At 51.6% G+C, this 23,815-nt stretch carries 36 protein-coding genes and 1 pseudogene; 12 read left to right on the top strand and 25 right to left on the bottom strand.

Annotated features, from left to right (window positions below; translation table 11 throughout):
* Position 1 precedes the first annotated feature (1 nt).
* A complete protein-coding gene (locus CODIS_RS06605) occupies positions 2 to 244 on the bottom strand; it encodes a GlsB/YeaQ/YmgE family stress response membrane protein (protein WP_069122575.1) in 243 nt (80 codons plus the stop codon).
* Between the two features lie 191 nt (positions 245 to 435).
* Between CODIS_RS06605 and CODIS_RS06600 the strand changes: the two genes are divergently transcribed.
* The 5 genes from CODIS_RS06600 to CODIS_RS06580 all read left to right on the top strand — a co-directional run bounded on the left by CODIS_RS06600 (position 436) and on the right by CODIS_RS06580 (position 3,700).
* Positions 436 to 771, top strand: coding sequence for an MTH1187 family thiamine-binding protein (locus CODIS_RS06600; protein ID WP_069122571.1), 336 nt, complete (start codon positions 436 to 438; stop codon positions 769 to 771).
* Positions 772 to 814: 43 nt separating this feature from the next.
* Positions 815 to 1,540 carry a HugZ family pyridoxamine 5'-phosphate oxidase gene (locus CODIS_RS06595; protein WP_069122568.1) on the top strand — a complete coding sequence of 242 codons (726 nt, stop codon included), beginning with the start codon at positions 815 to 817 and terminating at the stop codon, positions 1,538 to 1,540.
* A 109-nt stretch (positions 1,541 to 1,649) separates the two neighbouring features.
* A complete protein-coding gene (locus CODIS_RS06590) occupies positions 1,650 to 1,949 on the top strand; it encodes a TusE/DsrC/DsvC family sulfur relay protein (protein WP_069122565.1) in 300 nt (99 codons plus the stop codon).
* A 154-nt stretch (positions 1,950 to 2,103) separates the two neighbouring features.
* Positions 2,104 to 3,306: a formylglycine-generating enzyme family protein gene (locus CODIS_RS06585; protein WP_069122562.1), complete on the top strand. Its 1,203-nt coding sequence runs from the start codon at positions 2,104 to 2,106 to the stop codon at positions 3,304 to 3,306.
* Positions 3,307 to 3,463: 157 nt separating this feature from the next.
* Positions 3,464 to 3,700 (top strand): hydrolase, encoded by a 237-nt coding sequence (locus CODIS_RS06580; RefSeq protein WP_069122559.1) that lies wholly within the window; start codon positions 3,464 to 3,466, stop codon positions 3,698 to 3,700.
* A gap of 12 nt (positions 3,701 to 3,712) precedes the next feature.
* On the opposite strand, the gene nadC is transcribed toward CODIS_RS06580, so the two are convergent.
* The 3 genes from nadC to CODIS_RS06565 form a co-directional block, all read right to left on the bottom strand.
* A complete protein-coding gene (nadC, locus tag CODIS_RS06575) occupies positions 3,713 to 4,555 on the bottom strand; it encodes a carboxylating nicotinate-nucleotide diphosphorylase (RefSeq protein WP_069122557.1) in 843 nt (280 codons plus the stop codon).
* Positions 4,552 to 4,899 carry an FKBP-type peptidyl-prolyl cis-trans isomerase gene (locus tag CODIS_RS06570; RefSeq protein ID WP_069122554.1) on the bottom strand — a complete coding sequence of 116 codons (348 nt, stop codon included), beginning with the start codon at positions 4,897 to 4,899 and terminating at the stop codon, positions 4,552 to 4,554. Before CODIS_RS06570 ends, nadC begins: the two co-directional genes overlap by 4 nt.
* A 185-nt stretch (positions 4,900 to 5,084) precedes the next feature.
* Positions 5,085 to 7,424 (bottom strand): DUF1631 domain-containing protein, encoded by a 2,340-nt coding sequence (locus tag CODIS_RS06565; protein WP_083220591.1) that lies wholly within the window; start codon positions 7,422 to 7,424, stop codon positions 5,085 to 5,087.
* A gap of 524 nt (positions 7,425 to 7,948) precedes the next feature.
* Here CODIS_RS06565 and CODIS_RS21575 point away from each other — a divergent pair.
* From CODIS_RS21575 to CODIS_RS06530, 6 genes and pseudogenes are all read left to right on the top strand, one after another.
* Positions 7,949 to 9,459: pseudogene (locus tag CODIS_RS21575) on the top strand (DUF1538 domain-containing protein).
* A gap of 5 nt (positions 9,460 to 9,464) precedes the next feature.
* Positions 9,465 to 9,815, top strand: a complete 351-nt coding sequence (locus CODIS_RS06550) for a P-II family nitrogen regulator (protein WP_069122544.1) — start codon at positions 9,465 to 9,467, stop codon at positions 9,813 to 9,815.
* Positions 9,812 to 10,225: a CBS domain-containing protein gene (locus CODIS_RS06545; RefSeq protein ID WP_069122541.1), complete on the top strand. Its 414-nt coding sequence runs from the start codon at positions 9,812 to 9,814 to the stop codon at positions 10,223 to 10,225. The genes CODIS_RS06550 and CODIS_RS06545 overlap by 4 nt, the downstream gene beginning before the upstream one ends.
* A complete protein-coding gene (gene ampD / locus CODIS_RS06540) occupies positions 10,222 to 10,776 on the top strand; it encodes a 1,6-anhydro-N-acetylmuramyl-L-alanine amidase AmpD (protein ID WP_268805695.1) in 555 nt (184 codons plus the stop codon). Before CODIS_RS06545 ends, ampD begins: the two co-directional genes overlap by 4 nt.
* A gap of 221 nt (positions 10,777 to 10,997) precedes the next feature.
* Positions 10,998 to 11,885, top strand: coding sequence for a regulatory signaling modulator protein AmpE (gene ampE / locus CODIS_RS06535; RefSeq protein WP_069122536.1), 888 nt, complete (start codon positions 10,998 to 11,000; stop codon positions 11,883 to 11,885).
* Positions 11,886 to 12,488: a histidine phosphatase family protein gene (locus tag CODIS_RS06530; protein WP_083220589.1), complete on the top strand. Its 603-nt coding sequence runs from the start codon at positions 11,886 to 11,888 to the stop codon at positions 12,486 to 12,488.
* Between the two features lie 280 nt (positions 12,489 to 12,768).
* Here CODIS_RS06530 and CODIS_RS06525 read toward each other — a convergent pair whose 3' ends face one another.
* Positions 12,769 to 13,326, bottom strand: coding sequence for a TrmH family RNA methyltransferase (locus CODIS_RS06525; protein WP_069122533.1), 558 nt, complete (start codon positions 13,324 to 13,326; stop codon positions 12,769 to 12,771).
* 154 nt (positions 13,327 to 13,480) lie between these two features.
* Here CODIS_RS06525 and CODIS_RS06520 point away from each other — a divergent pair, with 154 nt between their 5' ends.
* Positions 13,481 to 14,143 (top strand): cytochrome b/b6 domain-containing protein, encoded by a 663-nt coding sequence (locus tag CODIS_RS06520; RefSeq protein WP_069122530.1) that lies wholly within the window; start codon positions 13,481 to 13,483, stop codon positions 14,141 to 14,143.
* Positions 14,144 to 14,253: 110 nt separating this feature from the next.
* Here the strand turns inward: CODIS_RS06520 and rplQ are convergent, their stop codons facing one another.
* The 20 genes from rplQ to rplP all read right to left on the bottom strand — a co-directional run bounded on the left by rplQ (position 14,254) and on the right by rplP (position 23,815).
* Entirely contained in the window at positions 14,254 to 14,664 is a 411-nt protein-coding gene (gene rplQ / locus CODIS_RS06515) for a 50S ribosomal protein L17 (protein ID WP_069122527.1), read from the bottom strand.
* Positions 14,665 to 14,713: 49 nt separating this feature from the next.
* Positions 14,714 to 15,712 (bottom strand): DNA-directed RNA polymerase subunit alpha, encoded by a 999-nt coding sequence (locus CODIS_RS06510; protein WP_069122523.1) that lies wholly within the window; start codon positions 15,710 to 15,712, stop codon positions 14,714 to 14,716.
* A gap of 20 nt (positions 15,713 to 15,732) precedes the next feature.
* Positions 15,733 to 16,353: a 30S ribosomal protein S4 gene (rpsD, locus tag CODIS_RS06505; RefSeq protein ID WP_069122520.1), complete on the bottom strand. Its 621-nt coding sequence runs from the start codon at positions 16,351 to 16,353 to the stop codon at positions 15,733 to 15,735.
* A gap of 18 nt (positions 16,354 to 16,371) precedes the next feature.
* Complete coding sequence (gene rpsK, locus CODIS_RS06500; RefSeq protein WP_069122517.1) at positions 16,372 to 16,761, bottom strand: 30S ribosomal protein S11; 390 nt, start codon at positions 16,759 to 16,761, stop codon at positions 16,372 to 16,374.
* Between the two features lie 34 nt (positions 16,762 to 16,795).
* Positions 16,796 to 17,152 carry a 30S ribosomal protein S13 gene (gene rpsM / locus CODIS_RS06495; protein WP_069122514.1) on the bottom strand — a complete coding sequence of 119 codons (357 nt, stop codon included), beginning with the start codon at positions 17,150 to 17,152 and terminating at the stop codon, positions 16,796 to 16,798.
* 107 nt (positions 17,153 to 17,259) lie between these two features.
* On the bottom strand, positions 17,260 to 17,373 hold the full coding sequence (gene rpmJ, locus CODIS_RS20430) for a 50S ribosomal protein L36 (RefSeq protein WP_071891793.1): 114 nt from the start codon (positions 17,371 to 17,373) through the stop codon (positions 17,260 to 17,262).
* Positions 17,374 to 17,411: 38 nt separating this feature from the next.
* On the bottom strand, positions 17,412 to 18,764 hold the full coding sequence (gene secY / locus CODIS_RS06490; protein WP_069122511.1) for a preprotein translocase subunit SecY: 1,353 nt from the start codon (positions 18,762 to 18,764) through the stop codon (positions 17,412 to 17,414).
* A 2-nt stretch (positions 18,765 to 18,766) separates the two neighbouring features.
* A complete protein-coding gene (gene rplO / locus CODIS_RS06485; protein ID WP_069122508.1) occupies positions 18,767 to 19,198 on the bottom strand; it encodes a 50S ribosomal protein L15 in 432 nt (143 codons plus the stop codon).
* 2 nt (positions 19,199 to 19,200) lie between these two features.
* The gene (gene rpmD / locus CODIS_RS06480; RefSeq protein ID WP_069122506.1) at positions 19,201 to 19,389 is read right to left on the bottom strand and encodes a 50S ribosomal protein L30; all 189 of its coding nucleotides are present in this window, start codon (positions 19,387 to 19,389) and stop codon (positions 19,201 to 19,203) included.
* Positions 19,390 to 19,392: 3 nt separating this feature from the next.
* Complete coding sequence (rpsE, locus tag CODIS_RS06475; protein ID WP_069122503.1) at positions 19,393 to 19,899, bottom strand: 30S ribosomal protein S5; 507 nt, start codon at positions 19,897 to 19,899, stop codon at positions 19,393 to 19,395.
* A 12-nt stretch (positions 19,900 to 19,911) separates the two neighbouring features.
* Positions 19,912 to 20,268: a 50S ribosomal protein L18 gene (gene rplR, locus CODIS_RS06470; RefSeq protein ID WP_069122499.1), complete on the bottom strand. Its 357-nt coding sequence runs from the start codon at positions 20,266 to 20,268 to the stop codon at positions 19,912 to 19,914.
* A 9-nt stretch (positions 20,269 to 20,277) separates the two neighbouring features.
* Positions 20,278 to 20,811 (bottom strand): 50S ribosomal protein L6, encoded by a 534-nt coding sequence (rplF, locus tag CODIS_RS06465; protein WP_069122495.1) that lies wholly within the window; start codon positions 20,809 to 20,811, stop codon positions 20,278 to 20,280.
* Positions 20,812 to 20,824: 13 nt separating this feature from the next.
* The gene (gene rpsH, locus CODIS_RS06460) at positions 20,825 to 21,220 is read right to left on the bottom strand and encodes a 30S ribosomal protein S8 (protein ID WP_069122492.1); all 396 of its coding nucleotides are present in this window, start codon (positions 21,218 to 21,220) and stop codon (positions 20,825 to 20,827) included.
* 102 nt (positions 21,221 to 21,322) lie between these two features.
* On the bottom strand, positions 21,323 to 21,628 hold the full coding sequence (gene rpsN / locus CODIS_RS06455) for a 30S ribosomal protein S14 (RefSeq protein ID WP_069122488.1): 306 nt from the start codon (positions 21,626 to 21,628) through the stop codon (positions 21,323 to 21,325).
* A gap of 9 nt (positions 21,629 to 21,637) precedes the next feature.
* Entirely contained in the window at positions 21,638 to 22,177 is a 540-nt protein-coding gene (gene rplE / locus CODIS_RS06450; RefSeq protein ID WP_069122484.1) for a 50S ribosomal protein L5, read from the bottom strand.
* A 13-nt stretch (positions 22,178 to 22,190) separates the two neighbouring features.
* The gene (rplX, locus tag CODIS_RS06445; protein ID WP_069122478.1) at positions 22,191 to 22,511 is read right to left on the bottom strand and encodes a 50S ribosomal protein L24; all 321 of its coding nucleotides are present in this window, start codon (positions 22,509 to 22,511) and stop codon (positions 22,191 to 22,193) included.
* A 10-nt stretch (positions 22,512 to 22,521) separates the two neighbouring features.
* Positions 22,522 to 22,890: a 50S ribosomal protein L14 gene (gene rplN / locus CODIS_RS06440; RefSeq protein ID WP_069122475.1), complete on the bottom strand. Its 369-nt coding sequence runs from the start codon at positions 22,888 to 22,890 to the stop codon at positions 22,522 to 22,524.
* Positions 22,891 to 22,944: 54 nt separating this feature from the next.
* Complete coding sequence (rpsQ, locus tag CODIS_RS06435) at positions 22,945 to 23,205, bottom strand: 30S ribosomal protein S17 (protein ID WP_069122471.1); 261 nt, start codon at positions 23,203 to 23,205, stop codon at positions 22,945 to 22,947.
* Entirely contained in the window at positions 23,202 to 23,402 is a 201-nt protein-coding gene (rpmC, locus tag CODIS_RS06430; protein ID WP_069122468.1) for a 50S ribosomal protein L29, read from the bottom strand. The genes rpsQ and rpmC overlap by 4 nt, the downstream gene beginning before the upstream one ends.
* Positions 23,402 to 23,815 carry a 50S ribosomal protein L16 gene (rplP, locus tag CODIS_RS06425; protein ID WP_069122465.1) on the bottom strand — a complete coding sequence of 138 codons (414 nt, stop codon included), beginning with the start codon at positions 23,813 to 23,815 and terminating at the stop codon, positions 23,402 to 23,404. The genes rpmC and rplP overlap by 1 nt, the downstream gene beginning before the upstream one ends.

Raw genomic sequence — 23,815 nt, 5'->3', positions numbered from 1 at the left:
TTCAACGCTTGTTGACCAGTCCGGTGATGGTAAGAACAAGTATCGCGCCAGCTGTTGCAGTGATCAATGACGGGAGCAACCCCTTGCTGTCGACCGCAAAAAATTCAAAAAGATATCCACCTATCAATGCGCCCAGAATCCCCAGAAACAGATTACCCGATAGCCCATGGCCATGGCCTTTCATAACCATTCCGGCCAGCCAGCCGGCAGCCATACCAACCATTAGAAAAGCCAGCACGCTCATATCTGTCTCGGCCCTTGAATACTGCCTGCAGCTTAGGGCAATCCCTGCACCGGAATAAACCCAAAGCCTGTGAAGAATTGTTAAATCGATGTTTTCATTTTCCGAATGCCAACCGCTCATCCATGTCCAATCCAGGGTAAAATATCTCAGATGTATACTATGGTTGTGTTGAGAGAATCAGAGAGCGAGCCATGTCTGTTTTATTGGAATTCAGCATCTTTCCCCTGGACAAAGGGGTGAGCGTCAGTGAAGAAGTGAGCCGGGTGATCGAAATGATCGACAGCACTGGAATCGAATACCAATTGACAGCGATGGGAACCTTGATAGAAACCCCGAATATCACCGAGGCCCTGGCGATTGTTGAGCAAGCTGCCCAGATTATTCATGGGGCTGGGTGCCAGCGCGTGTATGCCGCGATAAAGATCGACAGCCGCCCAGCCAGAGAACATGGCCTTCAAGGTAAAATAGAGTCTATTCAAAAACGGCTCGGAGAGGTTAACCTCAATCCGGGCGTCGAGTCTGATTAGCAAAACTACAAAGCTTTATCTGAACCACGGTGAGAACAATAAAATGAATACCGAATCATCAACGGAAGAGTTGTTAAACGATATAAATAAACTCTGGTCGGAAAGCTATCACGGTTTACTGTCTACTCATTCAGTGAAATACCAAGGTTACCCCTTTGGTTCGCTATTGCCCTTTTGCCGTGATACGAAGGGCAACCTTCTGTTGCTGATTTCTCACCTGGCGCAACATACAAGGAACCTCGAACACGACCCTCGCTGCTCCCTGACACTGACTGGCCAGGGAGATGGCGATGTGCAGCAGCTGGCGCGCCTTACTTGTCTGGCACGTGCCGAAGCTGTCAATTCAACTGCCGCAGCCGAGCGATATTTTCGTTTCTATCCGGAGGCACGCCGCTATCGGAAAGAGCTCAACTTCCGTTTCTATCGACTGGATGTGAAACACTATTACTATATCGGCGGATTCGGATCTGCCCGCTGGTTCGATCCAAGCCGTATCCCACCGCCCATCCCCTTTTCAACTGCGGATGAAGCGGAATTGCTTTACCAGTTGAACACCCACAACCATGATCTGCTGAAACAACTGCTCGATAGCAATGGCATACCAGCCGATACCCCCGTCGAAGTTGTCGGTCTTGATCCCTACGGATTGGATACCCGCCTGGCCACAGGCTTGAGACGCCTTCAGTTTAAAACCAGTTGCGAAGATAAGTCGGCATTCCTGAATCACATTCTTTCACTCTCAAACGCTTCCACATCAGACACGTCTTAGACCGGACTCCTAAAACCAGGATTTTTTTGGGTGGAAACAGACTGGTATTTCACATTAAACTTCGCTCCAAAAATAACCTACCTTTTTAGTTGGTAATAGGAGCGGCAAAATGAATACAGAACTACCCGAACGCGATGGAGATGGTTATCTCACCGATATGAACGCATGGACCCCGGAAGTCGCCAGAGCCATGGCAGAAGACGACGAGTATGAACTCACCGATGAGAAATGGCAGCAGATCCTGAAAGCTCGGGAGTATTATGATGAGTTCAACGTAGTACCGCCTATACGCAAATTCTCAAAATATCTTGGCGCCGACCAGAAAGCCATGTTCAAACTTTGGCTTACGGGTCCGATGAAACCGATTACCAAATATGGCGGGCTGCCGAAACCCACCGGCTGCGTCTAAGAATGACTTTATCCCCTATGACAAACCACACCCTGCCGGGATCCGAAGCATAGGGTGTGGCATAGCGTACTATGGCCTGAGAACTGTCGGTAGACTTCCCCCCAATATATCCCTCCGTTAACATAGTCAGTTTTGCCGAACGGAAAAGGGTGATATGACCTCAACCACGCTTGGCCAACTGAGCAGTCTGCATGCATCGCAGATTGATCTATTGGCGTCCATTCCAGCCACAGATTGCGCCAGACGATTTCATCCACGACTCGCCTCACTCAACTGGTATTTCGGCCGTGGCGTCTATCTTGAACTGCTATGGCTCAGAGAGCGGTTGCAACACGATGACGACCTTTCCATGAGAGTTGAAGAACTCTTTTCTCCGAATGCATTGAGCCTGGAACAACAGTGCAGCCGGTTGCCACCTGTTGATCACCTGATCAACTGGGGTTCGGAGATCCATGATGAACATCTGCGCAGACTAGCCACTCCATCTGCACTGCCCGATCATCCCTGGCTCCATCACGACAGGCTCCCCTGGTTCCTGCTGCAAGAGCAGGCGAAACTCTATGAAGCCATGTTGACACTCCTTAACCAGCGATCTCTCCAGGAACGGGATCAGGCCTATCAATGCAAGGAACCGCTTGAACCCGGCGTACCCAAGTGGGAAACCAGGGAGATTTCCCAGGGACACTATCGCATCGGCGCCCGGGATGAACCACGCGCTTACGATAATGAGCTGCCACCACAAGCCGTTGAACTCAGTAGTTTTCGGATTGCACTGACGCCTGTATCAAATGCGCAGTATCTCAGTTTTATGCAGGCGGACGGTTATAGCGATGAATCTCTGTGGAGTAACGAAGGTTTGAAGTGGCTGAATCATCATAATCACAGACACCCCGAATATTGGCGGCAGGATCATAGAGGCGGATGGTATGAAGTAGCTATCAATGGCATCTCCCACCTGCCGCCCAATGAACCGGTTACCGGTATCTCCCACTACGAGGCCGAAGCCTTCTGCAACTGGGTTGGCCGGCGTGAAAGCGGTGAATTTACAGGTGCCGTGATCCAGCATGAATATCAGTGGGAATTGGCAGTGCGCACGGGTGTTGTAAGCCAAATGGGGCGCGCCTGGGAGTGGTGCGGTAACAGATATCACCACTATCCCTCATTTCAACCCTTTCCCGATGACAGGGCTTCAACCCAGGCTGTTGACGATAATTACTACTCTCTGCGGGGTGCCAGCCTACACACACAACCCATGCTGCGTCGTGCCAGCTTCCGTCACTGGGCCTTACCCTCTGACCACCACCAGTTCACAACCGTCCGACTGGTCTTCCCGCCACGCCACCAATGGAGTTCATAGGCCTGTTATCACAAACCCTATAGCCCCCCGCCCTAGGGAACGGAATTCACCAATATGACCATCCACCCCATATTTAAGAACGAATCAATTAAAGAATCAGGAAAAACTGCCAACAAACGGATTAGAGCGGCTGTATTTAAAGGAAGTAGCATCAATCATGGGTATCAATTCGATAACAGGACCGGCACTTCAGGGGATTCAAAAGGGATTCCAGGGGATGCGTCGTGTAGCGTCGGAGATCGCCAGTACCCAGCAGACCAATCAAGCCAAACCGACTGATCTATCCCGCGCCATGGTTGAACTGCAACAACACGCCAACCATACCAAGGCGCAAGTGAAAACCCTGAAAACCGCCAATGAGCTGATCGGTACACTGATCGATGAGCGCGTATAGAAATAGGGTTGTTTAGTCTATAAACAACATCGAGAGATCAACTGCCCTGACATCCTTGGTCAAGGCTCCGACAGAGATATCATCCACACCCGTTTCGGCAATCGAGCGTATTGTCTCCAGGTCAACGCCGCCGGAAGCCTCAAGCCTCGCCTGTCCGGCATTCATCTCCACCGCCTCACGCAGCATCTTCAGCCCGAAGTTATCCAGCAGTATCCTTTTGGCTCCAGCGGACAACGCCTCATCCAGCTGAGCCAAGGATTCCACCTCCACTTCGATCTCCACCCCGGTGGGTGCGATCTGGTTAGCCCGTTTCAGTGCGGCCCCGATCGATCCGGCGATTTGCACATGATTCTCTTTTAGGAGGATGGCATCATACAGACCAATACGGTGATTCCGGCCGCCACCACAGGCGACCGCATATTTCTGCTGCACCCTAAGGCCGGGAATGGTCTTTCGGGTGTCGAGTATGGTCACACCCGTTCCCTCCACTGCCTCCACAAAGCGACGTGTCACCGTTGCGGTTGCCGATAGGGTTTGTAGATAATTGAGTGCCGTCCGTTCACCGCTCAACAGCGATCTATTGTTACCCTGCAACCTGCAAAGCACCGAGCCGGGAGTCACAGAGTCTCCATCTGCAACCCGCCAATCGAGTTCAATGCTCCCATCCAATTGCTGGAAGACTTGGTTCACCCAGGCAACACCACATATCACGGCATTTTCTCGGCAGATAATGTGTGCTCGCGCTAAAACGTGCTCATCCAGCAATCCGGCAGTCAGATCGCCAGTACCAAGATCCTCTGACAATGCCAGTCCGACCTGCTCATTGATCAGGTTGAGGGGCGGCAGCCTACTCATCCCTCGACGGAAAGTAGTTCAACATCGAAAACCAATGTGGCATTCGGAGGGATCACGCCACCGGCCCCCTGAGCGCCATACCCCAATTGCGGTGGAATCGTCAGCCTTCTTTTGCCACCCACCTTCATGCCGGCAACCCCCTCATCCCATCCGGCAATCACCATGCCCTTGCCTAAAGTAAAATCAAAGGGTTGATTACGATCCAGGGAGGAATCGAATTTTTCTCCATCGAGCAGCCATCCGGTATAGTGTACCGAGACCCGATTACCGGATATTGCAATATCCCCTGTCCCCTTGTTCAGATCTTCAAACTTCAGCCCGGAATCTGTGATTTTTTCACTCATGATCAACCCAGTCCTCTTTACGGTGCAATGAAACAGTTAACAGACCGATGTACGGTCAATTGGAAATTCTTATCAGCTGCTCATACATGGCGTCAAGCCATCGCTTTGTGTGGTATGTGGTGCCTGATAGGGATAAATCTGCTTCTTTAACAGGCTAGGGCCTGTTAACACTCATCCAATCGGCGCTAGGCTGATGCAGGGGTTGAAGTTGTTTTCTTTAAAGCATCGAGCATTGCATCCAGGGCTCGATCCATGATCGGCTTGGCTGAAAGTTCCACCTTTTTAGCCGTGCCTTCACGCAAACGCTTGGCCAGGCCGAAGGTGGTGAGTTCCATAGCCTTCATGCCTTTACGGTTAACGAAGATATAGGTATCTGTAACATTGCTTTTCCACGACAATTTGACCCGAACCTTACTGCTTCCATCAATGATTTCAAGCCATTCACCGGTTTCCAGATCAACCGCCTGCTGAGTGAAATCATCATTCTCACTGATCGTGTCTTCCGCCATATCATGCAGCTGGCTGTTGGGATCAGCCACAAGTTTGCTATCCGGAAAATGAATCTCATACTGGTTAACCGGCATCGTTCCAGCGGTATGCATCTGACTACTGTCTCCGCCGCGCAGGACGCCGATATGGCAGTTTTGCAACTCTTTAAACAACTTGGCCATTTTATGTTGATCAAACGAAATGCTGTTCAGCCGTTCGCGGATATTTCTCAACAGTTCAGGGATACCGCGCAGTAATTGCTGCCTTTCCCCATATTCGGACTTGGGTTGTACACTCCATAACAGTCTGTCAACGATATCCAATGCCTCGCTCCAGCCTTTACTCTCCGATCCTTCACGCAGGTAGATAAGTAACAGTACATCTTTCCAGCCGTCCTCAAGAATAGACATCACCGCCTCGGGAATGACATTTTGAGTGCGTAACCGCTTGTTTAGCTCTTCAGAAACGATCTGCTTGGCTGATTTGAGTTGCTCTTTTCCCTTGGTTATCTGATTGGTGCGCTGTTCCGCAATCTGTGCGCCCCGCTGCTCCTTCTGCCACCAACTCGAGAAATCCTCTTCCAACTCCGCAAACAGACCGGGATCGTCGTGGAACTCGTTCAAAACCCGTTTTACTACCTGCTCGATCTTTTTATACAGGGTGTCATTGGCACGATCACCTGTATCATTCCAGCCAACAGCCGCCTGAGCCAGGCTGTTGAGTAAACGCCTTGCGGGATGAACCTTCTGACTGAAAAAAGTCTTATCGATGATCGCCACTTTCAGCATGGGTATCTGCAGACGACTGATCAGAGCCTTCATGGCATCGGGCAGGCTGTAATCATCGAGGATAAACTCGAAGATCATGGAGATGACATCGATAGTATCGTTGTCCGCATCGCCAAGTGAGCGTACGACCTGACCATCCCTGGCGATCTGCAGATCAGTGACCAACTGAGCCCGCATCTCATCGGGTGTCAGGGGTCGATTGACTCGACGCCCTTGAGGCAGCATCACCACATTCGACTGCTGGATAGCTGAGAGCGCACCCAGGAGTTCACCTGTATCGACAACTGGAACATTGCCAGCCGGTGGGGTAAGCATCAGACTGGATGTCAACAGACTGCTTCCACCGGCACTTGCACGTCTGAGGTTGAGCAGTTGCTGCAGGTTTGAAAACAACTCAGCCTGGATCACCTCTTCCGTAGCGGCTGATGCGGTGGATGCGGGTGCGGATGAACTCATATAGGATGAGTCACTTGCCAGGTAGCTTTCGCCTCCCTCACCGCGCAAGCTTGGGGAAACCGGATTGCGGCGCACCTTTGGTGTCAGCTTGGGTATGACGCCGGCACGGCCCAAGAGCAGATTGATCTCATCATATAGGCCACCGATATAGTGCATCACGTGGCGGTCAAACAGCTTGTAGACGACCAATTTGACCGGCAGCTCAACTGGAACACCCGCCATCGAGATCTGGAATGCGTTGCAGATGACACCCGGTGCCAGTGGGGTGTGTTGGGCCAAGGTCTCATCGACAGATCCACCCCCGATCAGGTAGCCGAAACGTTGACTCATGGCGTAGAGTTCACGTGTGTAGCGGCTCTCGGACTTGCTGACCATATTAGTGACGGCTAATGAGTCTTCTAGATCCTCATCATCCACCAGCGACATTTCCGATTCCAGACTCAGTTCATCGAGGGTTGGTTGTTGGATCGTTATTTCGCCCGTTTGCCAGTAACTATCGTAGGCCCGAAGGACTTCCTGGTTAAACCTGCGATCGATACCTGACCGCTGCTTGCGGAGCTCTCGCATGGAGTCGAAATAGATATTCTGCAGGGCGTTGCTCTCGGATTTGTTTGCCATTTCATAGAGGGCATCATCGAGATTCTCGAATAGGCCACTCATCAATTTTGGTAACGTTTTACCTACGAGATTGCGACATTCAGACGCAATCCTACGTCCGTTCACGTCAAGAGCGATTTTTTTTCGACGGGGCACAGCTGAGCCGAATGTAATAATGTTGTCTTGCCTTCGCATCTATTGCCACTTGAAGGTATCCATCAATATCCAAAAAGATGCCGACCGGTCCCTGATACCCGCATCTAGCCTAAGGCTATGTTACTTCACGGATATCGTTTGAGAATAACCTCACACTAAGCGCTTTTCAGCGATAAGAAATGAAGCTAAATACCCAGGGCACAAAGGGAAAATTAGCACCAAACGCACGTATAATCAATGAGTTCTACTAAAAACCAATCATATGGTCGTCACGCCAGCCGGTACCATCCCAGCTGAGTGCCTCATACTTTTGCGAAATTAATTCCGATTAGCCATTCTTCCACCCATCGATGATGAGAGAATCTCGCCCCACCTGGCAGGCGGATAGATACCTATGGGCGTTTTTCCCCCAAACCGGATCAACCCAATCTCCAATATAGGATAATTTGAGGAATAGAAGCTGAAGTGAATCTAAGGTATTGTTTAATGATTGAGGAAGAGCTCCAAAAGGCCTCACCTCACAGAAAAGCAATAAACGACCTGAAACAGCCTCACTTCCATCGATGCGCCTACTCAAACGACTATTCTCATCCCTCGCCAACAGCGCCCGTGATCTGCTGCCGATTGTACTGGTTATCGCCTTTTTTCAATTGGTGGTCCTGCAACAGCCAATACCCAATCTCGGCACCATCCTCATAGGATCTGTGCTGGTCCTACTGGGCCTGACCCTGTTTATCGAGGGCTTGAATCTCGGCCTATTTCCAATCGGTGAAGGTATGGCATGGGATTTTGCACGGAAGGGCAGCCTGACTTGGCTGCTGCTGTTCGCTTTCGCCCTCGGATTCGGTACAACGGTGGCTGAGCCCGCATTGATCAAAATCGCCCAGGAGGCAGCCAATGTGGCCGCTGTCGGCGGTATGATCGAAAATACAGCCCATGCACAAGAGGAGTATGCCCAAGGATTACGCTACACCGTCGCGATATCCGTCGGATTCGCAATTGTGTTCGGCGTAGTGCGTATCGTTAAGGGTTGGCCCGTGGAGTATCTGATCATTGGCGGCTATTTGGGCGTTGTATTAATGACCGCTATAGCCCCAAAAGAAATTATCGGTATTGCATATGACTCGGGTGGAGTCACTACATCCACGGTCACCGTTCCCCTGGTTACCGCCCTTGGCGTAGGACTCGCCTCCAGCATCAAGGGCCGCAATCCAATGACAGATGGATTCGGTTTGATCGCCTTTGCCTCTCTGACACCGATGATCTTCGTCATGGGATATGGATTGTTGTTATGAACGAAGCCTTGCAGCACTTCTTCGCAGTGATGATAGGCACGATCCTCGATGTCCTGCCGATCGCCGGTATTCTGGTTGGCTTCCAGTTCCTGGTTTTGCGCCGACCGATAAAAAACCCTAAAGAGGTCCTGTTTGGTTTTCTTCTGGTTCTGATTGGTCTGGTACTGTTCCTGGAGGGGTTGGATCTGGCCCTCTTCCCACTGGGCGAGTTGATGGCGAATCAGCTCACCTCCCCTGAAATACTCAATATTCCCACTACGGCTGGTACCGTTCAATGGCACCACTACTTCTGGGTCTATCTGTTTGCGGCCAGCATCGGCTTCTCCACCACCATTGCAGAACCCTCCCTGATTGCTGTCGCCATCAAGGCGAATCAAGTCTCTGCAGGCGCCATCAGTCAGTGGGGATTACGCATTGCGGTCGCCATCGGCGCTGCGGTCGGTGTCTCCCTGGGTTGCTACCGGATAATTTCCGGCACGCCTTTACACTGGTACATCATGGCGGGTTATGTGGTGGTGATTGTGCAGACAGTCTATGCCCCCCGTTCGATCATTGCCCTGGCTTACGATTCCGGAGGGGTAACCACTTCCACTGTCACGGTTCCACTGGTTGCGGCTCTTGGACTTGGACTATCGAGTAATATACCGGGACGCAATCCTGTGATGGACGGCTTTGGCCTCATCGCCTTTACCTGCCTTTTTCCGATCATGTCAGTCATGGCCTACGCTCAGCTGAGCGAATGGCGTTCGAAAAGAAAGACAGATGATACAACGAGGTAAATCTCATGCACTTCAAACTCATCATCGCCCTGGTAGAAGACACTACAACCGAAAAGGTTCTTGAGGCTGCCCGATCCGCAGGAGCCACAGGCTCCACAGTCATCAATCATGCGCGTGGCGAAGGCGTCAACCAGTCAAAGACATTTCTCGGTTTGACCCTTGATACTCAACGGGATGTATTGTTACTGCTGGTCGAGGAGCATCTCAGTCGTACCATTCTGGAGACAATATCAAAAGCCGGCCAGTTTGATGAAGAACCGGGAAACGGCATCGCCTTTCAACTAGACATCGAAGATGCGGTCGGCGTCAGCCACCAGATCCAGACACTCACACAAGTTATCGAGGAGGAGTTATGAGCGATCGACAACTCATCAGGGTTCGGGATGTCATGAAAACCAACTTTGACATGGTCGATGGGATGGATACCGTACAAATGGCACTTGAACGCATGATCCATGTGGAGACCAAATCGTTGATCGTCAAAAAACGTAATGACGACGACGAGTATGGATTGGTGATGCTTTCCGATATTGCCCGTCAGGTGCTGGCCAAGGACCGGGCGCCGGAGCGGGTCAATATTTATGAAATCATGACCAAGCCTGCATTGACCGTCTCCTCAAGTATGGACATTCGCTATTGCGCAAGAATCTTCAGCCGCTTTGACCTTTCCAGGGCGCCTGTCGTGGACAACCGCGAAATCGTGGGTATCGTCAGCTATACCGATATGGTATTGAAAGGGCTCAAAACCAAATCGGAACCGAGTTGATCCAATCTGAAGACATTCTACTGGGTTGCGCTGAGTTTCACCCATCGGAAAACATGGATGACCGCCCTGCGGCAACTGAGGTCGACCTGCTTGTCATTCACAGTATCAGCCTGCCTCCCGGCGAGTTCGGAGGGGGCTGGATCGATGATCTGTTCATGAACAGACTCGATGTTACGGCCGATCCGTATTTCGCCGAGATCAAAGCACTCAAGGTCTCTTGTCACCTATTCATCCAGCGCACAGGTAAAATAACGCAATACGTTCCCTTGAACCGGCGGGCGTGGCATGCCGGGGAATCCCATTATTGCGGTCGAACCTGCTGCAATGATTTCTCCATCGGCATCGAACTTGAGGGCTCGGACGAGATACCCTTCACAGATGATCAATACCGGGCCCTGCAGCAAGTCACCAGAGAAGTCATACACCACTATCCTGCGATCACCCGCGATCGTATAACAAGCCATGCCGCCATTGCGCCGGGGCGTAAAACAGACCCCGGGCCGATGTTCGACTGGCCACGCTATTTAGACTCGATATCGGCACCGGAGTGACTCTCCCTGCCACCATATAAATGAGAATCCCGCTTCCTAGGAATACCAAACCCGCTACCTGGTGATGGTGATATTTGCTTCGCAGGGCATATCCCTATGGAGGCATATCATCGACAAGGGAATCAACTTGTAAGGGTTGAATCCTATACAAAGTTGCATAACATGCCTCAAACCTCAGGATATGTATTGAAACTTATCTTCGATTATCTGACACTTGCCCGATGAGTCTGACGATCATTCTAATCTGCCTGATAGCAGAACGTTTTCTACTCGGTTACGGCGAGTTGCGTGACAATGGCTGGTTCACTACCTATTGCCAATGGTTTGAGCGGCACCAGCTACCCCAGCGGATGAGGCAGGGTGCCATCGGGGTACTGCTATTGATACTGCCACCCGTACTTGCGCTGTCAATATTGCAACACCTGTTTGAAGATGCCCTATTCGGATTGCTCTGGTTCGCGCTCTCGGTGGCAATTCTGCTCTACTGTCTGGGCCCCAATGACCTGGACTCGCAAGTCAACCGCTACATCGAGGCCGTCGATAGTGATGAGGATGACGAAATCAGGGCCTCTGCCGCCTCCCTTATCAAGGATGAACCCCCAACCAGCGAACCGGCACGCTCTCAAGCGGTGGCCGAAGGCGTGCTGGCCCAGGCAAACCAAAGTCTGTTTTCGGTACTCTTTTGGTTCATACTGTTGGGTCCAATCGGCTCGATGGCCTATCGCATCGCTACCTGGCTGCCGAAAATGGAGCAGGCCAATCAAGATCCCGATTTCCGCCTCAACAGCAAACAGTTGGTCACAATCCTTGATTGGATACCTGCCCGGTTAACCGCTTTCTGTTACGCCATCGCGGGCAGTTTCGAGGACGCCCTTTACGGCTGGCGCAGCTACCACGAAAACCGATTCAGCGAATTCGCCGACAGCAACAGCGGGACTCTGATCTGTACCGGCGGCGGCGCCATGCGGCTTTCGACGCTGATCAACGAAGCGAATGAGGGAGTGCAGTCCTTCAGTTTTCTTGCAAAGGCCGCAATGGCCCTCGCCTGGAGATCGCTTGTAGTCTATTTGGTGATAGTCGCGCTTCTCACATTCAGTGGACTGGTTTAGGTGCCTGACAGGGTCACCAGGATCGATCTGATGCGCCATGGAGAACCTGTCGGCGGGAGGCGCTATCGCGGACAGATTGATGATCCCTTGAGTGACCGCGGATGGGAACAGATGTGGCAAGCCGTTTCCGGCGGACGCCCCTGGCAGGTCATTGTCAGTTCACCCCTGCGTCGTTGCAGCGAATTTGCCACTGCCCTGGGACGCGAACTCAAGATCACCGTAGAGCTTGATGAACGGCTGAAAGAGGTTGGTTTCGGCGACTGGGAAGGTCAAACGGGTAGCCAGCTCCGCCTGCGTGACCAGGCAATCCTGTCACGCTTTTACCACGACCCTATTCAAAACCGGCCTCAACAGGCCGAGGATTTGAATCACTTTAATGAACGGGTTCTTGACGCCTACAGCAACGCCTGTGAACGTTTTAAGGGCCAGCATCTGCTGCTTGTGGCCCATGCGGGCGTGATCCGTTCGATTATCAACCACACCCTGCAAGCCCCCCTCAATTCCATGTACCGGCTTTCCATTGCCACCGCCAGCCTCACGCGTATCAAGATAGACAGCGAGCGCCCCCCCACGCTGATCTTCATGGGCAGATCCCGTCTTTAATTGTAAACGAATGTGACCTGAATCACGCTTTTTTTAAGCTTTTCTTAAGCTAATTCAGTTATATATCACATAAAAATGACTGTATCTGATCTATGGTTGGCGTAATTGGCTCAGTGCAGTTCAAACATAATAAGAGGAGAAATCAAATGACATGGTTGCTGCTCGCGTCACTGACTGTCATTGTTGTGTCCGTGTTAACGATGAAATCTATAGATTTTCCTGATCGATAGACATTAGCTATAACTCTGGTCGACTTGCGGCCCAATCAGGAAAGATCGGGTCACACCGGACCCTGGTGCTGGCGCACATACTCGTACATAACGATAGATGCCGCCACCGAAACATTCAGACTCTCCACCTGCCCGAATTGAGGAATGGATACCGATAGGATTTCCGGATAGTCCTCCTCTTTGAAGCTGTGACCCCACTCCTCATGGCCCAGAACAAAGGCAATCTTGCTATCCATCCTGAAATTTGTCAGTAAGCGCTTACACCCCCCTTCCAGCTTTACAATCTGGTATCCACGTTTAGTCAGTTCCCGATAACTTTGATCAAAGTTGTCGAAAAAACGCGCCGGTACCTTTTTAAATGCCCCCTTCCCGGGCGCAGGATCAAAAGGACCAATATTCACCAAATGAACTTCGTGCGCGCCGAAAGCTTCTGCACTGCGAAAGATCTTCGCCACGTTGAAACCAGCCTTCATATGATCGAGCACGACGATAAATTCATGCACTCCGGATTTGGCCAACAGGTTTCTCTGACGCTGCTTGGTATACCGCAGCATTGCCTGATCCCGCTCGGCTCTGCGTTCTTTTTTGCTTTTTCTCTCTCTGATCATAATAAATCCGGGTGGTCGTTGATTTGACAACAGCCTGCCGAGACACATCCAATCGGCACAAAGACCATGACAATTGTCCAGGCTATTCTCGTTCCGTTGATGGATTATGCATGCTGTAATACCACCACGAAAGTGAGTAGGCAGGTGATTGAATATGCAGTTAACTAACGTCAGCCGGGTCCTGGTCTGGAGCGGCAGGCTCAGACTCGCCCACTGGAGCCTGGGGATCTCCAGTATCGGTTTACTGCTCACCGGTTGGCTCATGAACAATACACCCCTGATGGCACAAAGCGCTGCCGAGATTCACTTTATGCTCAGCGGCCTGTTTCTGCCGGCACTGCTGTTGAGAATTTACCTGCTCCTATTCGGTAAAGGCAGCGAACATCTCTCCTCCTGTGAACCGAACCTGCATCGCCTGTCGCAAGCATGGTTAGTGTTGAAGTTTTATTTAACTCTCGGTAAAGCACCCTTACCCAAATGGTACAGCCACAACCCGCTTTGGGGACCTGTCTACCTGGTGCTTTACTTCTTTATGCTTTTGGTTGCTGTCAGCGGTCTGTTTCTGCTCAAGGCTATCTCGATGATTGGCGGGTTGAGTCTCAACGATCTGCATTACTTGAGTTACCAGGTGATAGCAACTTTTACCCTGCTCCACATCATTGCGGTTTTCAGCCATGACCTTGCCGGCAAGGGTTCGGACATTTCTGGCATGATCAATGGGCAACGTACCTTTGAAATAGATAACCCCCGGCATGACGACAACAATAGGACCCAGAGCATTGCACTTGGGGAACTGATGAAAAGTTTGAAACGCTGACCTTGCTCCGGTTTCTAGTATTCAATAGATGATTAATCCGCATTATGACGCGCATAAAAAAACCCACATCAATAGATGTGGGTTTTCAGGGCCTGATTAGTTGCTCTGGCTTAGGCTTCTTCAGCCTCAGTTTCGTCTTCGCTGTCCTGAGGCTCTTCAGGCAGCGGGCGGTCAACCAGCTCCACATAAGCCATGGGCGCTTGATCGCCGGGGCGATAACCACACTTCATGATGCGCAGGTAACCTCCCGGGCGTTCCTGATAACGAGGACCGAGTTCAGCGAACAGTTTGCCCACTGCAGCCTTGTCCCTCAGCCGGGCGAAGGCCAGGCGGCGCTTTGCCACACTGTCCGTCTTGGAGAGTGTGATAAGCGGCTCGGCGACACGTCGCAACTCTTTTGCCTTGGGCAGGGTTGTCTTGATCATTTCATGATTGATCAGAGAGACGGTCATGTTTCTGAACATGGCATTGCGGTGGCTGCTGTTACGATTTAGCTGCCGGCCTGATTTGCGATGGCGCATGATTCGACTTCCACAAATTCAAAAGTTAATAAATAGTCAGTGCAACTGCTTAGTGAGTCAGCTGCTCTTCGATGTTTTCCGGTGGCCAATGCTCAAGGCGCATACCCAGCGAAAGTCCGCGGCGGGCAAGTACGTCCTTTATCTCGGTCAGTGATTTCTTGCCGAGATTCGGGGTTTTCAACAATTCCACCTCAGTGCGCTGGATGAGATCGCCGATAAGGAAGATATTTTCCGCTTTCAGACAGTTTGCAGAGCGTACCGTCAGTTCGAGATCATCCACGGGACGCAGCAGTATCGGATCGATTGCCGGCTCTTCAGGCTCAGATACCGACTCGGCGGCTTCAGCTTCCAGATCGACAAACACGGAGAGCTGATCACGCAAGATGCTGGCGGAGCGTCTGATGGCCTCTTCCGGATCGATGGTACCGTTGGTCTCCAATTCGATGACCAGACGATCGAGGCCTGTATTCTGCTCGACACGGGCCGCCTCGACACTGTATGCCACTTCTCTTATCGGGCTGAATGATGCATCCACCTGCAACATGCCGATCGGACGCTCATCCCCCGCGCTACCCGCGCGGGCAGCCGCCGGATGGTAACCACGTCCACGGCGTACATTCAGAGTCATGTTGATTTCACCTGACTTCGTCAGGTTGGCGATAACCAGATCCGGGTTGGCAATCTCCACATCGTGATCCAGAGTGATATCGCTGGCAAGCACTTGTCCCGGACCCTTCTTCTGCAATTTCAGGGTCGCCTCATCGCGTGCATGCATAATGATCGCAACCTGCTTGAGATTAAGCAGCACATCAAGCACATCTTCCTGAATACCTTCCATCGTGGTGTATTCATGCAGTACATCGGCGATCTCCACTTCTGTGATCGCGCTGCCAGGCATCGATGAAAGCAGGATGCGCCTTAATGCATTCCCCAAGGTGTGGCCAAAGCCCCGCTCCAACGGCTCAAGGGTCACTTTCGCACGTGTAGCCGTGAGGGGCTGAACGTTTACTATCCGGGGCTTGAGAAATTCCGTAACGCTATCGATCATGTATATTCCCTCGTCAAGGCTTACTTGGAGTAGAGCTCGACGACCAGTTGTTCATTAATCTCTGCTGACAAATCTGATCGATCCGGTACACGTTTCAGCTTGCCTTTCATCGCTTTCGGATCAACTTCAACCCAATCGACAAAACCATACTGCCCTTGCAGTTCGAGTGCTCCCTGAATCCTGAGCTGTTTCTTCGCCTTTTCCCGGATAGAGACTTCATCTTCCGCTGTAACTTTGAATGAGGGTACGTTAACTACCTTGCCATTGACCTCTATCGCCTTATGGCTCACAAGTTGACGCGCTTCGGCCCGGGTAGAGCCAAAACCCATTCGATAGACAATGTTGTCGAGACGCGTCTCAAGCAGTTGCAGCAGGTTCTCACCGGTCGCGCCCTTGTTCTGTGCAGCAGCTTTGTAGTAGTTACGGAACTGCTTTTCCATTATGCCGTAGATACGACGCACCTTCTGCTTCTCGCGTAGCTGTAAACCGTAATCGGATACCCGCCGACGGCGATCTCCCATCTGCCCGGGCACCTTCTCCATATTGCATTTGGAATCGAGTAAACGCACGCGACTCTTCAGGAAAAGGTCAGTACCTTCCCTGCGGCTTAGCTTACACTTGGGTCCGATGTACCTTGCCATTTTCAATAACTCCAGTAATTAGACGCGGCGCTTCTTGGGAGGACGGCAGCCATTGTGTGGAATAGGCGTAACATCTGAGATGCTCGTGATCTTGAATCCCGCATTGTTCAGGGAACGTACTGCGGATTCGCGGCCAGGCCCGGGGCCTTTCACATTAACATCAAGATTTTTGACGCCATACTCCTTGACCATCTGTCCCACGCGATCAGCAGCCACCTGGGCCGCAAATGGGGTGCTCTTTCTAGAACCGCGGAATCCCGATCCACCAGCGGTGGCCCAAGCCAGTGCATTGCCCTGGCGGTCACTAATGGTAATGATTGTGTTGTTGAAAGAGGCATGTATATGTGCGATTCCATCGGTCACACTCTTCTTTACCTTTTTCTTACCACGGATACTAGGTTTAGCCATCTTCTGCACCTACAGATTCATAAATATGGTTTGTTTAACGCTTGATCGGACGACGTGGCCCTTTGCGTGTCCTGGCATTGGTACGGGTACGCTGGCCACGCAGTGGAAGTCCGCGACGATGACGTATCCCACGATTGCAGCCGAGGTCCATCAGGCGTTTGATATTCATGGAGATTTCACGACGGAGATCGCCTTCGACGGTGTAACGTGCAACGATTGTACGAATGCTCTCCACCTGGTCTTCACTGAGCTCCTGTATCTTGACGTTCGGTTCGATACCGGCCTCTTTACAAATATCGCCCGCACGAGAACGCCCGATACCGTATATCGATGTCAGTGCAATGACCGCATGTTTTCGGTCTGGAATGTTGACCCCTGCAATTCGAGCCATCTCTAAATCTCCTGAACAAACCCCTGGCACTCTGCCAAAGGGAAACGCGCAATATTACTCTACACAACCGCTTGCATCAAGCGGATGTGGCACTAATTTTGCCCTGATTAACCCTGACGCTGCTTATGACGCCCTTCTTTACAGATCACTCTGACGACGCCATTCCGGCGTACAATTTTGCAATTTCGGCAGATCTTTTTTACCGATGCACGCACTTTCATGATTCAGACTCCAAATATTTAAACTGTAGCGCTCGACGCTAGCGTAGCAATCCCGCACCGCCGCCCTTCAGATTGGCCTTTTTCATCAGCCCATCGTATTGATGCGACATCATGTGCGCCTGTATCTGCGCCATGAAATCCATAACCACCACGACAATAATCAGCAATGATGTGCCACCAAAATAGAAGGGGACATTCCAGCCCACGATCAGGAACTCAGGCAGTAAACAGACCAGGGTGATGTAGATCGCACCCCAAAAGGTCAATTTGCTCATCACGCCGTCGATGTACTTGGCCGTTTGTTCCCCCGGACGGATACCGGGTATGAACGCACCTGATCGCTTCAGATTGTCGGCGGTCTCCCGTGAATTGAAGACTAACGCAGTGTAGAAAAAGCAGAAAAAGATTATCGCCGCTGCGTAGGCCATTACATATACCGGCTCACCGGGAGACAGCTTGGCGAATATATCCTGTATCCAGCGTGTGCCCTCAGTGTTACCGAACCACTGCCCGAGCGTTGCCGGAAAGAGAATGATACTGGACGCAAAGATCGGCGGAATGACACCTGCCATATTCAATTTCAACGGCAGATGCGTGCTTTGTGCGGCCAGCATTTTTCTGCCCTGCTGACGTTTGGCATAATTGATTGTAATCCTGCGCTGTCCTCGTTCAACAAAGACAACGAAGGCGGTTACGGCAATCGCCAATACAAATAGGAAAAGGATCGTCAGCGCATTGAGTTCACCGGTACGGGCAAGTTCCAGCGTACCGCCGATAGCGGACGGCAGACCTGCAACGATACCGGCAAAAATTATCAGCGAAATACCGTTGCCTATGCCACGCTCGGTGATCTGCTCACCCAGCCACATCAAGAACATGGTGCCTGTTACCAGCGACACAGCAGCAGTGACGACAAAACCCATACCCTGATGGATAACGATGGTTTCGCCACCAACGGTCTGACTCTGCAATGCGATCGAGATACCCACTGCCTGGAAAGTCGCCAAAACGACTGTGCCGTAACGGGTATATTGGGTAATCTTTCTACGTCCCGACTCACCCTCTTTTTTCAACTGTTCCAAAGTTGGAATGACTGCGGACATCAGCTGCATGATAATCGACGCCGATATATAGGGCATGATGCCTAACGCGAACAGGCTGGCACGCTCCAGGGCACCCCCGGAAAACATGTTGAACATGTCCAGAATTGATCCCTGGGCCTGTTCAAAAAGAGCCGCCAATGCTACCGGATTGACACCCGGCACAGGTATAAAGGTACCGATGCGGAACACCAACAGCGCACCTGCGACAAACAACAGCCGTTGACGAAGCTCTGTCAACCGGCCCATGCTGCCAAGCGCACCCATCATCTGTGTTCCCTGATTGGCCATGATTACTCGACCTTGCCACCAGCTGCTTCGATTGCTGCCTTAGCGCCCTTGGTCACACCAATACCTTTCACGGTAACGGCACGGTCAATTTCGCCGGAAGCGAAGATCTTCGCTCTTTTTATCGATCGAGTGACCAGGTTTGCCTTTTTCAGGGCGTCAAGATCGATCACGTCAGCATCGACCTTCGCCAACTCACCTAGACGTACCTGAGCCGCTGCCAAAGAGACACGCGAAGTGAAACCTACCTTCGGCAGGCGTCTTTGCAGTGGCATCTGGCCACCTTCAAATCCAACCTTGTGATAGCCGCCGGAGCGTGATTTCTGCCCTTTGTGGCCACGACCACAGGTCTTACCAAATCCACTGCCGATACCTCGCCCGACCCGTTTACGGGCGGTCTTGCTGCCAGCGGCAGGTTGTAGTGTATTCAAGCGCATCTTCAGGCCTCCACAACCTTGACCATATAGTTGACTTTATTCACCATGCCTCGCGTTGCCGGAGTATCCTCCACTTCTACGATCTGGTGCATACGTCGTAATCCCAACCCGGCGACACACGCTTTATGGCTTGCCAATCTGCCACTTGTGCTGCGCACCAGAGTCACACGCATCATTTTTTTCTTAGCCATGACCTACCCCAGGATATCCTCGACGCTCTTGCCGCGCTTCAGAGCAGCGGACTCGGCATCTGTCATCTCTTGCAAGCCGTTGATGGTCGCCCGAACAACGTTCATTGGATTGTTCGTCCCGATACACTTCGCCAGTACATTCTGTACACCCAGCACTTCAAAAACGGCACGCATCGCACCGCCGGCGATAATACCGGTACCGTCAGAGGCTGGCTGCATATGTACCTTTGCAGCACCATGTCTGCCTGTAACGGGATATTGCAAGGTAGAACCGCTGAGGCGAACCGATACCATGTTCTTGCGCGCCGTCTCCATGGCCTTCTGAATTGCCACCGGAACTTCACGCGCCTTGCCGGTACCGAAACCGACTCGTCCTTTGCCATCACCGACAACAGTCAGTGCGGAGAACCCGAACTGGCGGCCACCTTTAACAACCTTTGCCACCCGGTTTACATTGACCAGCTTTTCAAGAAACTCGTCGCCCTCAGGCTTTGCATTGAAATTAGCCATAATCCAGAACCTTTAAAATTGAAGACCGGCTTCACGCGCCGCTTCTGCGAGTGCTTTGACCCGCCCATGGTAACGAAAACCGGAGCGGTCGAAGGCCACATTCTCAACGCCGGCGGATTTAGCCCGCTCAGCGATATATTTACCGACGATCTTTGCCGCACCGACATTACCGCAGGCACCCTCGATCTCACCCCGAATCGCTTTATCGAGCGTCGAGGCGCTGGCAAGCACATTGCCGCCATCCGGGCTGATCACCTGAGCATAGATATGTCGGGGCGTGCGATGAATAGAGAGACGATGCGCGCCAAGCTCCTGAATCTTTGCCCGAGTACGACGTCCACGACGTATGCGTGATATTTTCTTTTCCATCGTTCTACCCTATTTCTTCTTGGCTTCTTTACGCGCCACATATTCGTCTACATAACGCACGCCCTTGCCTTTGTAAGGCTCCGGTGGACGGAAAGCGCGAATTTCCGCTGCCACCTGGCCGACACGCTGTTTGTTGCTTCCACTGACGACTATTTCAGTGGCCGAGGGTGTCGCAATACTGATACCCTCAGGAACCGGATAGTCAATGGGATGCGAGAAACCCAGATTGAGGTTGAGTGATTTACCACCGGCTTGGGCGCGGTAACCGACGCCAACCAATTGTAATTTCTTCTCAAATCCCTGAGTGACACCGGTCACCATATTATTGACCAGCGCCCGCATAGTACCGGCCATGGCCCAGGTTGCCTTGTCCTCGCTCTTTGGCGCTACCTTAAGGGAGTTTTCCTCTTCGGAAACATCTATCGATGGATGTATCTCCATCGCCATTTCACCCTTGGGGCCCTTGACACTGAGCGACTGTTCACTCTTTTTGACCGTAACGCCGGATGGAAGTGTAATTGGGCTCTTAGCTACTCGTGACATCTCATCACCCCCCTTACGCAACGTAGGCGATGACTTCACCGCCCTGACCCGTCTCCCGGGCAGCACGGTCGGACATCACACCTTTTGAGGTGGAGATAATCGCCACACCCAAACCACCACGCACCTTGGGCAACTCACCCTTTCCCTTGTAGACACGCAGCCCGGGACGACTGACTCGTTTGATCATATCGATAACAGGGCGACCTTGATAGTAGCGCAGCTCCAAAACCAGAGTCGGTTTATTGGATTCGCTATTGATTGAGACTTCCTGAAGAAAACCTTCATTTTTCAGGAGGTTAGCAATTGAGAGCTTAAGCTTTGAGGAGGGCAGCTCTACAGTCGTCTTCTTGGCTGCCTGGCCATTACGGATGCGTGTAAGCATATCCGCGATGGGATCTGACATACTCATAATGAGCTCCTGTGGTCAGTCCGCCTTTGTGGCGCGATACCGAAACATAAAAAAACAAAACGGGCCAGCAGCTGACCCGGGTAAAGGCGCAAAATTATACGCTTACCAACTGGCTTTAACAAGCCCCGGTACATCGCCGCGCATCGCGGCTTCGCGCAGTTTATTTCTGCAGAGTCCGAATTTGCGATAGACGCCGTGTGGCCGGCCTGTCACCCGACAGCGATTCTGCTTGCGGGATGGACTTGCATCCCGAGGCAGCTTCTGCAATTTCAGCGTCGCCTCTTCGATCTGCTCGAATGTGCTGTTTGGATTCTTGATAACCGCCTTCAGGGCACTACGCTTGGCAGCATATTGGGAGGCGATTCGGGCACGCTTGGTTTCGCGTGCGATCATGCTCTTTTTTGCCATATTCCGGACTCAGTTCTTAAAAGGAAATTTGAAGGCTTCCAGCAACGCACGACCCTCTTCATCAGTCTTCGCCGTAGTGGTAATGGTGATATCCAAGCCACGAATAGCGTCGATCTTGTCGTAATCGATCTCTGGAAACATGATTTGCTCTTTAACGCCCATGGAGTAGTTCCCACGGCCGTCGAATGATTTGCCATTGAGGCCACGGAAATCCCGAATTCTGGGTATCGCTATGTTGATCAGGCGATCGAGAAACTCGTACATCCGCTCACGGCGCAGGGTCACCTTACAACCGATAGGCCATCCTTCACGCACCTTGAAACCGGCGATGGATTTGCGGGCATGGGTAATGACCGCTTTTTGACCCGCGATTTTTTCCATATCACCGACCGCATTTTCCAGGACTTTCTTATCGCCGATCGCCTCGCCCACTCCCATATTCAGAGTGATCTTGGTGATCTTGGGAACCTGCATGACGCTGCCGAACTGAAACTTGTCCATCAACTCCTGGACAATGGTTTCACTATATTGTTGCTGTAATCTTGCCATGTCTGATCACGCCTCAGATGTCGACGACTTCTTGATTCGATTTGAAGATTCGAACCTTCTTGCCATCTTCAAGAATTTTAAAGCCGACCCGGTCACCCTTATCGGTTGCCGGATTGTAGAGGGCCACGTTGGAAATGTGTAAAGGCATCTCTTTATCAAGTATGCCGCCAGGCTCTCCGCGATTTGGATTGGGCTTGGTGTGCTTTTTTGCCATATTGACATTTTCAACAACCAGCCTGTCGTCCTGCAGCATTCTGACTACAGTACCGCGTTTGCCTTTGTCTTTTCCGCTGATGACGATTACCTCGTCGCCCTTTTTAATCTTGCTTGCCATTGATGCCGCCTCACAAAACTTCTGGTGCGAGCGAAATGATCTTCATAAATCGCTCACTCCTTAATTCACGGGTCACGGGGCCAAAGATACGCGTACCTATGGGCTGCAGTGCGTTGTTCAACAGCACAGCAGCGTTGGTGTCGAAGCGGATCACTGATCCGTCCGGACGACGAACGCCCTTCTTGGTTCTGACTACAACCGCATTGTAGACATCACCTTTTTTCACTTTACCTCTAGGTATGGCATCTTTGACACTGACTTTTACGATATCTCCGATCCCTGCATAGCGGCGATGAGAACCACCCAGCACCTTTATGCACTGAACCTGCTTCGCGCCACTGTTGTCAGCAACACTGAGGTTGGTCTGCATCTGAATCATGGTATTGCCCTAATTCCAAATAGTTTCGATTGGACGCACTCTGAGAACAGCGTCTCAGCCGGCACGCTCCAGTACTTTAACCAAACGCCAGGTTTTGGTTTTCGACAGTGGACGACACTGTTCCACCATCACGGTATCGCCTTTCTGGCACTCATTCGCTTCGTCATGCGCATGTACCTTTGTCGAACGGCGCATGAATTTTCCATAAACCGGATGCTTTACACGGCGCTCGACGGATACAGTGATCGATTTATCCATCGCGCTACTGACAACCTGTCCAATCAGCGTCCGGTTTGTTGCCTGCTGTTCACTCATGATGCCTCACCCGACTTCTGTTCATTCATAAGAGTCTTTACACGTGCTATATCCTTGCGAACTTCCTTCATGCGCGACAGCTTGGCCAACTGGCCGGTGCCCCGCTGCATACGCAGGTTAAACTGCTCTTTCAGAAGCTCTTCGAGCGTAGTTGTCAGCTCTTGTTGGGACTTCTCTCTTAACTCTGATGCTTTCATTACATTACCGTCCGCTTCACGAATGTGGTCGAAACAGGCAACTTGGCAGAAGCAAGCGCGAATGCCTCGCGGGCCAGCTCTTCGGAAATACCTTCAATCTCATAGAGCATGCGACCGGGTTGAATCTGAGCAACCCAGTACTCAACGTTGCCTTTGCCTTTACCTTGGCGAACTTCCAGAGGCTTCTTGGTGATCGGCTTGTCCGGAAAGATTCGGATCCAGATTTTTCCACCACGCTTTACATGCCTGGTAATAGCACGACGAGCGGCCTCGATCTGTCTTGCGGTAATACGACCCCGTCCGGTTGATTTAAGTCCGTATTCACCAAAAGAGACATCGCTGCCTTTGATCGCCAATCCGCGATTGCGCCCTTTATGCTGTTTGCGAAATTTTGTCCGTTTAGGTTGTAACAT

Source organism: Candidatus Thiodiazotropha endolucinida (assembly GCF_001715975.1).
In the GTDB taxonomy this organism is placed as follows: domain Bacteria; phylum Pseudomonadota; class Gammaproteobacteria; order Chromatiales; family Chromatiaceae; genus Thiodiazotropha; species Thiodiazotropha endolucinida.
The sequence above is the reverse complement of the archived record's forward strand: the minus strand, read 5'-3'. Positions and strand labels throughout refer to the sequence as shown.

Coding starts and splice junctions, on each gene's coding strand:
- CODIS_RS06605 (WP_069122575.1), bottom strand. CDS start 244: ATGAGCGTGCTGGCTTTTCTAATGGTTGGTATGGCTGCCGGCTGGCTG.
- CODIS_RS06600 (WP_069122571.1), top strand. CDS start 436: ATGTCTGTTTTATTGGAATTCAGCATCTTTCCCCTGGACAAAGGGGTG.
- CODIS_RS06595 (WP_069122568.1), top strand. CDS start 815: ATGAATACCGAATCATCAACGGAAGAGTTGTTAAACGATATAAATAAA.
- CODIS_RS06590 (WP_069122565.1), top strand. CDS start 1,650: ATGAATACAGAACTACCCGAACGCGATGGAGATGGTTATCTCACCGAT.
- CODIS_RS06585 (WP_069122562.1), top strand. CDS start 2,104: ATGACCTCAACCACGCTTGGCCAACTGAGCAGTCTGCATGCATCGCAG.
- CODIS_RS06580 (WP_069122559.1), top strand. CDS start 3,464: ATGGGTATCAATTCGATAACAGGACCGGCACTTCAGGGGATTCAAAAG.
- nadC (WP_069122557.1), bottom strand. CDS start 4,555: ATGAGTAGGCTGCCGCCCCTCAACCTGATCAATGAGCAGGTCGGACTG.
- CODIS_RS06570 (WP_069122554.1), bottom strand. CDS start 4,899: ATGAGTGAAAAAATCACAGATTCCGGGCTGAAGTTTGAAGATCTGAAC.
- CODIS_RS06565 (WP_083220591.1), bottom strand. CDS start 7,424: ATGCGAAGGCAAGACAACATTATTACATTCGGCTCAGCTGTGCCCCGT.
- CODIS_RS06550 (WP_069122544.1), top strand. CDS start 9,465: ATGCACTTCAAACTCATCATCGCCCTGGTAGAAGACACTACAACCGAA.
- CODIS_RS06545 (WP_069122541.1), top strand. CDS start 9,812: ATGAGCGATCGACAACTCATCAGGGTTCGGGATGTCATGAAAACCAAC.
- ampE (WP_069122536.1), top strand. CDS start 10,998: ATGAGTCTGACGATCATTCTAATCTGCCTGATAGCAGAACGTTTTCTA.
- CODIS_RS06525 (WP_069122533.1), bottom strand. CDS start 13,326: ATGATCAGAGAGAGAAAAAGCAAAAAAGAACGCAGAGCCGAGCGGGAT.
- CODIS_RS06520 (WP_069122530.1), top strand. CDS start 13,481: ATGCAGTTAACTAACGTCAGCCGGGTCCTGGTCTGGAGCGGCAGGCTC.
- rplQ (WP_069122527.1), bottom strand. CDS start 14,664: ATGCGCCATCGCAAATCAGGCCGGCAGCTAAATCGTAACAGCAGCCAC.
- CODIS_RS06510 (WP_069122523.1), bottom strand. CDS start 15,712: ATGATCGATAGCGTTACGGAATTTCTCAAGCCCCGGATAGTAAACGTT.
- rpsD (WP_069122520.1), bottom strand. CDS start 16,353: ATGGCAAGGTACATCGGACCCAAGTGTAAGCTAAGCCGCAGGGAAGGT.
- rpsK (WP_069122517.1), bottom strand. CDS start 16,761: ATGGCTAAACCTAGTATCCGTGGTAAGAAAAAGGTAAAGAAGAGTGTG.
- rpsM (WP_069122514.1), bottom strand. CDS start 17,152: ATGGCTCGAATTGCAGGGGTCAACATTCCAGACCGAAAACATGCGGTC.
- rpmJ (WP_071891793.1), bottom strand. CDS start 17,373: ATGAAAGTGCGTGCATCGGTAAAAAAGATCTGCCGAAATTGCAAAATT.
- secY (WP_069122511.1), bottom strand. CDS start 18,764: ATGGCCAATCAGGGAACACAGATGATGGGTGCGCTTGGCAGCATGGGC.
- rplO (WP_069122508.1), bottom strand. CDS start 19,198: ATGCGCTTGAATACACTACAACCTGCCGCTGGCAGCAAGACCGCCCGT.
- rpmD (WP_069122506.1), bottom strand. CDS start 19,389: ATGGCTAAGAAAAAAATGATGCGTGTGACTCTGGTGCGCAGCACAAGT.
- rpsE (WP_069122503.1), bottom strand. CDS start 19,899: ATGGCTAATTTCAATGCAAAGCCTGAGGGCGACGAGTTTCTTGAAAAG.
- rplR (WP_069122499.1), bottom strand. CDS start 20,268: ATGGAAAAGAAAATATCACGCATACGTCGTGGACGTCGTACTCGGGCA.
- rplF (WP_069122495.1), bottom strand. CDS start 20,811: ATGTCACGAGTAGCTAAGAGCCCAATTACACTTCCATCCGGCGTTACG.
- rpsH (WP_069122492.1), bottom strand. CDS start 21,220: ATGAGTATGTCAGATCCCATCGCGGATATGCTTACACGCATCCGTAAT.
- rpsN (WP_069122488.1), bottom strand. CDS start 21,628: ATGGCAAAAAAGAGCATGATCGCACGCGAAACCAAGCGTGCCCGAATC.
- rplE (WP_069122484.1), bottom strand. CDS start 22,177: ATGGCAAGATTACAGCAACAATATAGTGAAACCATTGTCCAGGAGTTG.
- rplX (WP_069122478.1), bottom strand. CDS start 22,511: ATGGCAAGCAAGATTAAAAAGGGCGACGAGGTAATCGTCATCAGCGGA.
- rplN (WP_069122475.1), bottom strand. CDS start 22,890: ATGATTCAGATGCAGACCAACCTCAGTGTTGCTGACAACAGTGGCGCG.
- rpsQ (WP_069122471.1), bottom strand. CDS start 23,205: ATGAGTGAACAGCAGGCAACAAACCGGACGCTGATTGGACAGGTTGTC.
- rpmC (WP_069122468.1), bottom strand. CDS start 23,402: ATGAAAGCATCAGAGTTAAGAGAGAAGTCCCAACAAGAGCTGACAACT.
- rplP (WP_069122465.1), bottom strand. CDS start 23,815: ATGTTACAACCTAAACGGACAAAATTTCGCAAACAGCATAAAGGGCGC.